This window comes from uncultured Alteromonas sp. (assembly GCF_963976965.1).
Taxonomy (GTDB): Bacteria; Pseudomonadota; Gammaproteobacteria; order Enterobacterales; family Alteromonadaceae; genus Alteromonas; species Alteromonas naphthalenivorans.
On record NZ_CAXBMP010000033.1, the window covers coordinates 33,286 to 44,497 of the forward strand.

The following is an 11,212-nucleotide window of genomic DNA, read 5'->3' on the forward strand; positions in this document are numbered from 1 at the left end:
ATGGCGGTCGATTATCCAGCGCACTTAAGGCTTGCAATACAGCAAGGCAAGAAGCGAACAATATCAAAAACATTTATGAATACCAGCCCATTAGATGGCTTGATGTATTCTCAGCGACTAACAGATCAAGCCCCTGTAATTTGGGACTTTAATCTTATTTTTAATTCTGCTGACGCTGCTGATTTTAGCGACTGGCTTCTTAATGATACCGACTCAGGCAATGAGGCTGTAAATATGCCGATTAAAACTGAGCAGGGTATCGTTATTCATGAAGTGCGTTTTATTGATATTCCGCAACCTCGCGAAGTTGGCGACACTTGGCGCTATTCATGCTCAGTGCAGGCCGCTGCAATTGTTCGCCCTGAAGATGTTGAAGTTCTTTCTGACTTAGCTATCGCTGGATACACTGAGCTTGATATGTCGCTAATCGATCAAGCAATTAACGAAGGCTGGCCGGAGGCATAATGGCAGAAGTTAATAATGACATCCGACAATTTCACGCAACAAAACGCAATGAAATTCGATATATAACAATCGAAATTAACCATCCTGATATAACCACGCGCAGATTTGTTCGTGATCAAGTGACGGCCAAAACCTTTACTATTGACGGCGGCCAAATGACATTCGAGCCGCTTAATTTTGAAGTGCCAAGACCTAGCCAGCGTGAGCAAGAACAAAGCTCAATTACTGTTAAACTTGGCAGACTTGGTTCTGAATTCTTAGCAGAGATTAAGAAAATAACCGCTTTCGGATGGATGCAGCAAGGCGAATTGATCTATCGTGAAATCTACCCGACTGGCGAAGTTAAAGAGTTTGAATTCTCAATTTCTGACGTGAGAATATCTACCCAATCTGTTAATATTATAGCTAGTGATGATAATCCGATTAATTATCGAGTGTCTAAAGTTTACACGATTGGGCAATTCCCTGGACTAGAAACGGTATGAATGAGAAAGACTGGATTGAAGAAGTCAGCGGCAAGAGTTGGGAAGATAGAGCGGTTGGCCCTGATACTTATGATTGTTGGGGCTTAGTTGTTGATTTCTATCGTCGAGTAAAGGGCTTTGAGATTGAAAATATCGCTGGATATGTAAACGGCGAGACTGGAATCAATCAAGGCTTTAAAGAGCGTGGCGAGGGCTGGCAGCCGTCTGAGCTTGGCTATGTTGCTGTCTGCTTTGATGGCGATAATGCTAACCATGTTGGTGTTCGTATTGGTAGTCGTGTGATTCATGCGTTCGGTGGCGTAAAGCGTGATGGCCAAGTATTTAATCATACGCTGTCACAATTTAACCGCATTTATCGCGGAAATGTTAAATATTTTGATTATATCGAGAGAGTGTAATGTTATTAGACCCTAAAGTTTACGTTTGCAGCCGTACCGGTGCTGACAAAGTCGGCTATCTTTCAAAGGCTGGCGATTCTGTTGATGAGTTTCTTTCTGACGACTCAGAATATGATATTTACATTAATGGGCATACTGTAAAAGTCGAGCGTGATTATGTGTTGCAGGATGGCGATATGATTAACGCTATCCATCGACCTGCTGGTGTTGAGACTTATATTGCTGTGGCATTAATTGTTGCGATAATAACAATTGCGACACTTCCAAAGCCTGAAAAGCCAAATACTCAAGGCACTAAGAGCACATCGCCAAATAATCAGGTTAGCGGTCAGACAAACATTGCGCGTACTGGCGAGGGCATCCCTGACATTAAGGGAACTATTCGTGCTTATCCTGATTTGATTCAGAGCGCTCACTATGAATACTCAGGCAGCGCAAGAGTTGTTAGTGAGCGATTTTGCGTGGGTGTTGGTGAGTTTTCAGTAACAGGTATTCGTGATAATGACACGCTGATCTCAGACATTAAAAACACATCTTCCTTGGTTCGAGATGGGGTTATGTCAAACGATGACAAATTCCCGCTTAATGTCGCGTCAATTCAGGATAGCTTGCTGCTTGCACCGAATCAGCAGGTTCTTGATGATGTTTATTTTTTCGAATTCTCGAATGCTAAGCTTGCAGGAACTAGCTATTTTACAAACTACATTAGAATAGGCGTTGAGGATGACTCTGGCGCTGAAGCCATCTACCTGCTGAACTTAGCATCTGAGGATTACGTTAGTGTTTTTAATACTGAAAACATGCATAGAACGCAAGGGAGTACTGCCAGAAACGGCAAGTATTTAATTGACAGGTCTAAGGATATTATCGATTCCTTTGTTCCTGTTATTGTTTCCACGGATTTCTTTCCATTGTCAGGCAGTAATTACGATCAATTTCTTGGCCCTAACTTCCCTGGAGGAGGTGCGCCTCCCGGCACCCAAAACGGCGTAGCATCAATAACAGACAGCGGCGAAACGGAAGAACCGTGGGTTCCTGTTCGTTTTATTGGGGCTGGCGGCATAGACCCGATGATTATTATTAATACTGTATTCCCATCTGGGTTAAGTGATACGAATGGCGACGCAAAAACAGTATCGGTAGAGTTTGAAGCAATTAAAGTATCTGACTCGTCGCCACTAAACTCTTACGTTGACGGCGCAGACCCAGTAACCGCTGCGGCAAAGATTACATTTAATTTACGTGGAAACACAAGGTCTGCATTATCGTTTTCAAATAAGTTTATTGTCGTAAATCCAGCAAGTGAAGACTTTAAGATTCGCATTAAGAGAATAACAAATTCTCAGGTTGGAGTACCAAGCAGCTCGAAACTGGAAACTGTTTTTTCAATGCATGCGTATTCGCCTAGCGATATTGGTAGCGGCTTGACGCTGCTGGAAGTTGGCACTAAGTCCGACTTTACAAACAGCTCAACCTCTAGTCGTGAGATTAATTGCCTAGCCGCAAGAAAGCAATGGCGAGCAGAAAAGGCACCTAACGGTTTTTGGTTTGAGTTTGAAAGCACGTCATACAACTGGTTTTCTGACGCGATACTTTCAGATTTCATTAATATATTTGGTAATGTGAAAGCAGCAAAACTGCTAGATTACGAGTCACTTTATACTGCATTAGATAGCGTACCTAGCACGCTAAAACAATTTCACTACTCATACGACGATGCAGATATTAGCCTTGGTCAGCGCATAGCAACGGCCTGCAATACTGCAAGAGTTGGCGCGTATCGTGATGGCCAAGTGTGGCGCTTCTATCGTGAGGAATCAAAGCCGGTGACTTTCCACTTTGACCGCCGCAATATCGCAGGTAATGCAGAATCTCAAATGTCATTCAGGTTTCAAAAGCCAAATGATCATGACTCAGTGCGCCTTAGTTATATTGACCCTGACGACAACAAAGAGCGCCATATTGAGCGCAAGATTAATGTTGGATTAGGCACGTTTGAGACTGGTATTGGTGAGCGTCCATTAGAGATTGATTTGGCTGGCTGTCGCAACACTACACAAGCCGTGAATCGAGCCGAGCTTGAAGTTAGGCGTTTGGTCTATCAGCGTCGTACCGTGTCTGAGCGCGTGTTAAGTGATGGCCTACTGGTTGATATTGGCGACCGTGTGCGCTGGGCTTGCATTTATGATAACGACATTGTTGATGCCGAAGTACTGGGTTTTACGTCTGATGACTTCACTGTCAGTTTAACATTATCTGAAAAACCAAGATTACCTGATAACGTCACAAAATATATGCACGTTACGGATATCAATGGCGACGTTCACGGCCCTTACGTTGCGACATTAGATCCACAAAACGAATTCGATGTTCGTGTGACCAAGCCCACCGATATTGAATCGCATTTGTTTGTAGCAAATAATATGCCAGCACAACTCGGTAGTCGTGTTATTATTGGAACTACTGAAAACCTTGATTATTATGACTTCACAGTGACCAGTAAAACACCAAATACTGACGGGACTGTGCAGATTGAAATGATCGAGTATAACGAATTAATGTTTAGTGAGGACTAAAAATGGCTTTAAATGATGCAGTACCATCGAGCGCAACGGACGTGTTTAAGCGGAATGCTGAAGATGCTGATAAATTATTAAATGCTAGCGGCCCTGTTACCAATCGCCTCGGCACTCCATTGGCTAGCTGGGAGCAAATAACACAGAGTCACGCCGCGTGGAATAACCGTGGCGCATGGGTAACTGCAACCGCTTACGCCGTCAATGATATATGGGAAGATGGCGGCGTTTGGTATGTGGTCTTGAGTGCTTACACTTCTGGCGCAAGTGCTGCGGCTGATATTGCTGGCCCTAATATTGCTGTGCTAAACGGTAATTTTGGAAGCGCTGCAACAAAGGACGCAGGCACAGGCTTTGACCAAGTCCCGCTTAATGCTGATATTGTTTATCCTGTTGATTCGGTGCAAGGATTGGCTGGATTAGTCGGAACTCAGGATGATCAACAAATCAACTTGAAGGGTTGGTATGCAGACAGCGGAGTGGGTGGTGGTGTACTGTATTGGGACGCTGCAAGGCCTAAATCAGAGCACAATGGTGGTACGGTGTTTAGCCCTACTGTACCGTATAGCGCAACTACTAGCGATTATCTTGACGGTATTGGTGAGACGGACCCGACAGGGTTGGGTTGCTGGATAAAACAAGAAAGCAATGAGTTCAATACAGGTTTTTCAGACGGCACCCCGCACGAGATAGATATATTGGTAGTGTATGGGCAGTCTAATGCGCGAGGGTATGCGGGAAGCACTACAGGGGTTCCAGAGTACAATACTGAAAATGTAGTGGTTTGGAATGGCACGACTGTTGAGCCTCTCACAAGCTACACTCCCACACAAAATGATGGGGTATCTACCGGTTCAATGTGGCCGTCCTTCTGTAATGAGTATGCAAAACAAACAGATCGTAGGGCATTACTGGCTAATTGTGCAAAAGGTTCTCAATCTGTAGCGGATCTGAGCAAAGGCGCGGCCAATACAAACTACAGCGGGCTAGTCGACTGGGTATCGGACATAAAAACATATATAGCTACATTAGGATTATCAGTAGGTAATATATCTGTAATTTATTGGCAGGGTGAGCAGGACGCTCAGTTAGAGACAAACCCAGCGACATACAAAACGACTCTAGAGACATTATGGGCCGATCTAAAATTAGATACGGGTGCGTCAGATTTTAATATTATTACAGTCGGCTCTTATTCACTTACTACGGTCAGGCAGTCCATACCGATTCAAAACGCGCAGCGACTGATGGCAAGAGACCTAGATGATGTAAAAATAATCTACGATAGAGCGCAGGCGCTGGGTAGTGTGGGGATGAAGGTTGACACTGTTCACTTGAATCAGCAGGGGTACAACACTATAGGGACACTAGCAGCGCGTAATTATGTTGAAACGCTACTATCAAACAATAGCCAGGAATCGTCAGCTTATATAGATAGGTTTGGAAAGCTAAACTTAGACGGCTCACAGGACTGGGAGTTGTTCGGGGGGAGAATATTTAAAGCGGCTGTTGATGACTGGCAAATTACTGCAAACTCACACAGAGCAGCAAGCGGGTTGTTTTCAGTTGCAATCAATGGAAGTGACGAGCTAGAAATTACACTATGCAGTGAGGTTGATTATATTTTAAGCGCAACCGCAACAGTTATGTCTCAGAATAACGCGGGTGAAAGCCTTGTTTTAAAAATTGATGATGACATTCATACCAATGTTGTAAATGGCCGTAGTGTTGCTACGTTAGGGATTAGCTGTGATATTAACGCAGTTTGCACTGATATGGCAACGGGTGCAGTTACTACTGGGTTACAGGATTCGTTATTAGATGATGCGATTACTATAACAAATGCTGCAACAGGGGTGGTAAATATATCACATCCCGAGATCAGAGGTGTTGCTAACGCTTGCGTTTATGAAAGCAACCCTAGATTGATTTCAGCGAAAACAACTTCAAACACTGCAACGCAGGTTAGAATGTATGATTCATCAGGCACATTAATAAATGGTCAGTTTTCTTTTATGCTTCCATCAAGCCGAATTACACAGTCAAACCTAAATACGGGGTTAGATATTTGTATTGAAATTATTGCTGCAAAGAAGAGCAATAATTTCTAGTGATTTCTCTATCTAAGCACCCATAACGCTAGTCTCACGGCTAGCGCCACTCTTGATTAAAAATGAAACGCCATTTCAGCCCAGTCAGCAATATCGCTTTCTGGGTCTATCAAGCTCTGCGCGTACTGCTTAGTGCATTCGAAACTATCATCCCCGCCAGTAAAGAAAATATCAATCTGTGAATAATGGTAATTTACTGGCGTGATTGTGAATTGTGCAGTATCGATGCCCGCATCAAAATCAAACTGATTAGCCCAGACGTATGCAATACCTGAGTCGCTTTGAAAGCTGGCAACGTGCCCGCTTTTTGTTGTTTCTTGTGTCCACATGTTAAACTCCTTTTACTATAATTTTTATAGGAAATGACATTAGGTAAATATCGGTTATATTTCTTATTATTTTAACCCTTACTTCATCGTACATAAAAAGCATTTTAGCGTCATGCTCGTCAATCTCCCCCGATATTATTTTATTCTCAATTTTAGATAATAGTCTATTTGAGTAATCATCAAGATGGTCATTTGCTTTTTTAAGCATGAGTGCTGTTTCGTCATCATAAATAGTTTCAATATTCATTTAATCTCTCTCCAGAAAAGGTTAGGCGAGCACTATACCCGCCTTTTTGGTTAATTGAAAGCTGAGTCTGCAATAATTTCAGGCTTATCATCCATTTTTTCAGCCTCATCGATAATCCATTGCTCACCAAACTTGAAGCCTAGTGAATCTAAAGCCCTATCCATTTCTAAGCAAAATTGCGGCACGGCATCATCAAATTGTTTCATCCATGTATCATTTCGTTCGAACGACATCGGGCGAATCTGGTTGCGCTTCATTCGCGGATCAAACGAGCAGAAGTCCCAAAGGTCTAGGCCAGTTACCCACATTGAGAACTGCATCTGCGCGATGTAATCCTTTTTTACCGCACCATTGATTAGATAGTCGATGTGCATCTTTGTGGTGAATGGGCATTTAATTTCTAAGCCTTTGTTGGTGCTTGGCACAATTCCATCAGGGCTACAACCTGCGCGATTGTTAGCACCATACGCAAAGCCAAGCGACATAACAGGCTGGTCGGTTAGAAACTCATACGCCATGCGAGCGGCTGGCTCGTTGGAATTTCCCCAGTCAAGTGTTTTTGCGCTAACTGGCTCAGATTTTATGCCTGTGCAGATTTCACCGATTAGCTCATTCATGTATGTTAATCGTGTTTGGCCTTTGCCTAGAATAACATTAGCTTTAGAGGCTGTGATCAAGCCGAGGCGCATTTTAAACCAATCTTCACTTTGCTGCTCAACGTCACACGGATTGAATCCTAGAAACGATTGAGCTCTTGCTAGGAGTGCTTGTAAATCATCAAAAATACTCATGATTGACTACCTGCTTTTTGTTGTAAGAATGAAATAACTTGTTCTGCTTCTTGCTTGGTCAGCTCGTCAAATGACTGGCAATCTCTGCCAATTAAGTTCGGTAAGAATAATATTAACTGCTCAGCGGTGCGCCCTATTTGCGCTGTAAGGTCGTTAATCTTTACCATCTGCTCAGTGCTCAGGTTTATTTCTTTTGACGTGTCATGGCTTAATTCAACGCCCTCTCCGCTATTGTTTTGATAATCAATGGCAGTATTGATGCGGTCGGACTTAGGCCAATACTTGTACGCCTGTTTAACCACTGTCTTTTTAGCCATTTCAAAGTAATCAGTTTTCCACGGGCCTGAGCCTTTCTTAAATGACGGGCTGCGCTTGGCGATGGATTCAATGTCGGCTTTGCTCATTTCGTGTGTTAAGAAATCGCCGTCAACTGTTTTTACTGTGCAATATGCGCCAACGTATTCGCCACGATTACCGAATGCGCTATATTCGTGAGTAGGCTTTGTATTAATGCCTGTATTTTTGTAATCGTCATTAGCGTAAACAATCTTGCACTGACCCCACAAAATAGAGCCAGAATCGGTTGCGATATGTAATAAGCCCATATAGCTAATATCAAGACATACTTTTTTATCACGAGGCACTAGATAGGCGTGTTTAGCGGCTGGGTTTAGCGTAATGCCAATGGCTGCAATGTTAGTTACAGCATCGACTAGCGACTGCTGATTATTCATTGCCATTGTTGCTAAATAGCTGTTATTTGATAATGCCTGACAAGCAAACTGGGCCTCTCGTGCAAAGTTTAGCTCGTCACTGACCGCAACGGCATTAAAGCTGTGCTCTTGCTGCATTACGATATTTACAGCGTTTTGCTGGGCTGGTAGTAGGTTCATTTCTCTCTCCTTAATACTGTCGATTAAACGACTCTTTAAGCTGTCGCTCTAGTCGCTCAATCTTCTTTTTTGCAGCCATGTCAGAACACCTATCTGCAAGCTTATTGACAAGACGGTCGTGGTCGTGGGTGGTTAGCTTAGTACTCCATCCATCACAAATAATTCTATCATCCTCTAGTGTAAAGTTGCTTGTCAGTAGTTTTGATACGATGTCATTAGCCCGTTGTATAGCATTGAATTCAGTATCATCATTAACATACGGCAACATCTCAGAATGAATATCCTCAATGGCGTTTTTTGAAGCTTGGGCAACTTCTTTTTTGAACTGCTCAACAATATTATTAAACTTATCTTCAGCACTCATTTTTCTCTCTCCTGTTATTGAATCTGCACAGTATCACTGATTTAAAAAGTCTGCAATAGCTAATTTTGCGGCATTATCACCAAAACAAACACAGGCAAATAAGCCATCCTCAGCCATTCGATTTAGGTGCGCCTTCTGCTCAGGCTTGACGCTTGCGTTAATCGTTTTCTTCATTTCAATAGCGATAGGGAGGCCGTAGAACATTAAATCAGGTATTCCCTTGTTGCGGCCCATCTTTGTTAGTTTTGACTGGTACTGGATAGCTGATTGAGTCTCATTAGGTACATGAAAGCATCTATCAGTAAGTTCGGGATGATTAAGGCGAAGCCAGCTAATGAAATTTATTTGCTCAATATCTTCTTTATATTTGCGGTTTTCGGTATTGCGGTAAACACGGACTGACTCATGCAGCCCGCGTATTTTATGTTTTTTGTCCCAGTATGCAGCCTTGGTAGGCTTTTGCGTAATTGGCGTATTCTCGCTCATGATGATCGACCTGTTTTTGATATTCTGGCTTATCTTCTGTGCTGGCTAAATCTAAAGCCTTTCGAGCAATTTGCAATTGGTGCTCGTGGTGATTGCGTTTTGTTTTGTAGAATCTTGCGTTCATTGGGGTTCCTTTAGTGCGCCCTATGGAAGCGGCGCGGCTTACTGATTAGTTAATTGCTAAAAAGGAATATCGCCTTCTTGTGCAAACTGATTTTGCGGCTGTTGCGCCATTTGTTGCGGCTGATTAGGCTGCTGCATTTGCTGAGGCGCACCACCTGATTGCTGAGCATAACCTTGATTAGGTTGTTGCGCTCGCTGTTGTGGCTGCTGAGCGTAGCCTTGCGCTGGTTGCTGCATATTTTGCTGTGGCTGTCCTTGCTGCTGATTAGGATTATTAAAACCATCTAATCGAGCGTTCATCATCTTAAGCTTGATAAACTCTCGGCCATCATCAGCGGTTTGCTTATCAATCATTAATTTATCACACGCAGCAACAACAAACGATCCTTCTGCAATTGCCATATTGTGAAAATCGATAGCCGCTTGAGTCTTAGCAAATAATGCCACACTGTAATTAGTGTAAGAATCCTCAGTTCCATTAAAGCCTTTGTTTAGCTCCGATAGCTCAAAGCAAAACATAGTGTAATTTCCATTACTGTTTTGACCTTCTGCAATGTGTGGTGCTCGGCGGATTAATCCTGATACTGAATGAGCCATTTTCTACTCTCCTAGTGTTAATTGTGTTTCACATCTTACGCACTTTATTCTATTTGTCACTACTTTTTTCGCGCTTTACTCGACCTACCACAAACTTTCCCTTCTCATTTATTCTGAACTTGATATGTGTGGGCTGTGACATCGGGTCTAACCAGTATTTAATAACGAACTTAGCCGCTGCCTCTGGCGATTGTTTAGATAAAACATGCAGGCCGAAGCCTTGTCCGCCATTTTCTTTATTAACGCTTAACCACTGTTTAAATGCCTGCTTAGCGCCATGGCTTTTACTACCTGGATTCACGTACAATTTAGGGTTACCGCCCTCTCTTTCGTATTCTAAGAGATACTCAACCTCTAATGTGCCGTTCTTGCACGGTCGGATATTCCAGCCAGTGACTGGCTCCCATTCTTGCTCATCATACGCTTTGTGAAGCAGCTTCTCGTTTGGGTCGCGCATTTCATTGCCGCATTTTCTACACTGCTGTGCCGTCGGATCATTTAACGTGTGGCACTTCATACACTCTTTGCTTGTCCAGAAGAATTCACAACGGCCATCACTACTACTACCATCTTCACCACGGCATCGGCGGGCATGAGAACTGTTCTCGGTGGCGCAGCTTGGACACTCGATTAGTTCTTTTTCCTCTTTCTTGGCGCGTTCATATTCCGCCTCATCAAGCATTGGTGAATTATACAGGTGGCCTATACGCTCCATTACTCCCGCGAAATCCAATACCAAACAATCTGTTTTTCCTTCAAACAACCTAAGACCTCGGCCAATGGCTTGAGTCAGTAAAACAAGTGAACCAATAGGGCGCAAAAATACAACCGTGTCCCACCGGGGAATATTAATCCCAGTAGTGAGCACTGACACATTAATGCAATATTTGATTTCACCAGATTTTACCTTGGCTAATAAATCCATGCGTTCTTTTGAGCCAGTCGAGCCAGTAATGATACAGTAACTTCCAGCGGGCAAAGCCTTGGCCACTTCTTCTGTGTGTTTAATGCTGGTGCAGAAAATCAACACACCTTGGCGCTCCTGTGTTCTATGGACAACCTCAGCCATAATTCGTTGAGTTTTGGTAGGATCGCCGAAAACAATATTGTCTAATTGCTCTTGATCAAATTCCCATGAGCCATACTTTGGCTGAATATCCTTAAAATCAAACTCTAAATCATCGCCATCAGGCCAGCCAAATAACGGCGGCACCAACCAGCCTTGATCAATCAGCCAGTCTGTTGAGATATTTCCAATTAAATTAGTCCAGAATTTACCGATAATCGTATCGGTGCCACGGTACGGGCTGCCCGTATAGCCTAGGATGCGAGTATTAGGATTAAGGC

General features: G+C 43.2%; 14 protein-coding genes. 5 read left to right on the forward strand and 9 right to left on the reverse strand.

Annotation, left to right across the window (positions count from 1 at the left end; all coding sequences use genetic code 11):
- The 5 genes from AAC006_RS18530 to AAC006_RS18550 are packed head-to-tail and all read left to right on the forward strand — an operon-like array spanning window position 1 to window position 6,035.
- On the forward strand, window positions 1-465 hold the full coding sequence (locus tag AAC006_RS18530; RefSeq protein WP_339892194.1) for a hypothetical protein: 465 nt from the start codon (window positions 1-3) through the stop codon (window positions 463-465).
- Window positions 465-950 carry a DUF1833 family protein gene (locus AAC006_RS18535; RefSeq protein WP_339892196.1) on the forward strand — a complete coding sequence of 162 codons (486 nt, stop codon included), beginning with the start codon at window positions 465-467 and terminating at the stop codon, window positions 948-950. The genes AAC006_RS18530 and AAC006_RS18535 overlap by 1 nt, the downstream gene beginning before the upstream one ends.
- Window positions 947-1,348 carry an NlpC/P60 family protein gene (locus AAC006_RS18540; RefSeq protein WP_339892198.1) on the forward strand — a complete coding sequence of 134 codons (402 nt, stop codon included), beginning with the start codon at window positions 947-949 and terminating at the stop codon, window positions 1,346-1,348. The genes AAC006_RS18535 and AAC006_RS18540 overlap by 4 nt, the downstream gene beginning before the upstream one ends.
- Complete coding sequence (locus tag AAC006_RS18545) at window positions 1,348-3,924, forward strand: host specificity factor TipJ family phage tail protein (protein WP_339892200.1); 2,577 nt, start codon at window positions 1,348-1,350, stop codon at window positions 3,922-3,924. The genes AAC006_RS18540 and AAC006_RS18545 overlap by 1 nt, the downstream gene beginning before the upstream one ends.
- Before the next feature lie 2 nt (window positions 3,925-3,926).
- Entirely contained in the window at window positions 3,927-6,035 is a 2,109-nt protein-coding gene (locus AAC006_RS18550; protein ID WP_339892202.1) for a sialate O-acetylesterase, read from the forward strand.
- Window positions 6,036-6,091: 56 nt separating this feature from the next.
- Here the strand turns inward: AAC006_RS18550 and AAC006_RS18555 are convergent, their stop codons facing one another.
- From AAC006_RS18555 to AAC006_RS18595, 9 genes are all read right to left on the reverse strand, one after another.
- Window positions 6,092-6,364 (reverse strand): hypothetical protein, encoded by a 273-nt coding sequence (locus AAC006_RS18555; RefSeq protein WP_339892204.1) that lies wholly within the window; start codon window positions 6,362-6,364, stop codon window positions 6,092-6,094.
- Between the two features lies 1 nt (window position 6,365).
- On the reverse strand, window positions 6,366-6,611 hold the full coding sequence (locus AAC006_RS18560; RefSeq protein WP_339892206.1) for a hypothetical protein: 246 nt from the start codon (window positions 6,609-6,611) through the stop codon (window positions 6,366-6,368).
- 50 nt (window positions 6,612-6,661) lie between these two features.
- Window positions 6,662-7,402, reverse strand: coding sequence for a lambda exonuclease family protein (locus tag AAC006_RS18565; RefSeq protein ID WP_339892208.1), 741 nt, complete (start codon window positions 7,400-7,402; stop codon window positions 6,662-6,664).
- Window positions 7,399-8,295, reverse strand: coding sequence for a recombinase RecT (locus AAC006_RS18570; protein WP_339892210.1), 897 nt, complete (start codon window positions 8,293-8,295; stop codon window positions 7,399-7,401). The genes AAC006_RS18565 and AAC006_RS18570 overlap by 4 nt, the downstream gene beginning before the upstream one ends.
- 10 nt (window positions 8,296-8,305) lie before the next feature.
- Complete coding sequence (locus AAC006_RS18575; protein ID WP_339892211.1) at window positions 8,306-8,659, reverse strand: hypothetical protein; 354 nt, start codon at window positions 8,657-8,659, stop codon at window positions 8,306-8,308.
- Window positions 8,660-8,692: 33 nt separating this feature from the next.
- A complete protein-coding gene (locus AAC006_RS18580) occupies window positions 8,693-9,145 on the reverse strand; it encodes a hypothetical protein (RefSeq protein WP_339892213.1) in 453 nt (150 codons plus the stop codon).
- The gene (locus AAC006_RS18585; protein WP_339892215.1) at window positions 9,081-9,269 is read right to left on the reverse strand and encodes a hypothetical protein; all 189 of its coding nucleotides are present in this window, start codon (window positions 9,267-9,269) and stop codon (window positions 9,081-9,083) included. The genes AAC006_RS18580 and AAC006_RS18585 overlap by 65 nt, the downstream gene beginning before the upstream one ends.
- Window positions 9,270-9,325: 56 nt before the next feature.
- Window positions 9,326-9,865: a hypothetical protein gene (locus AAC006_RS18590; protein ID WP_339892216.1), complete on the reverse strand. Its 540-nt coding sequence runs from the start codon at window positions 9,863-9,865 to the stop codon at window positions 9,326-9,328.
- A gap of 49 nt (window positions 9,866-9,914) precedes the next feature.
- The coding region (locus AAC006_RS18595; protein WP_339892217.1) for a helicase-related protein at window positions 9,915-11,212 on the reverse strand (1,298 nt) is incomplete at its 5' end.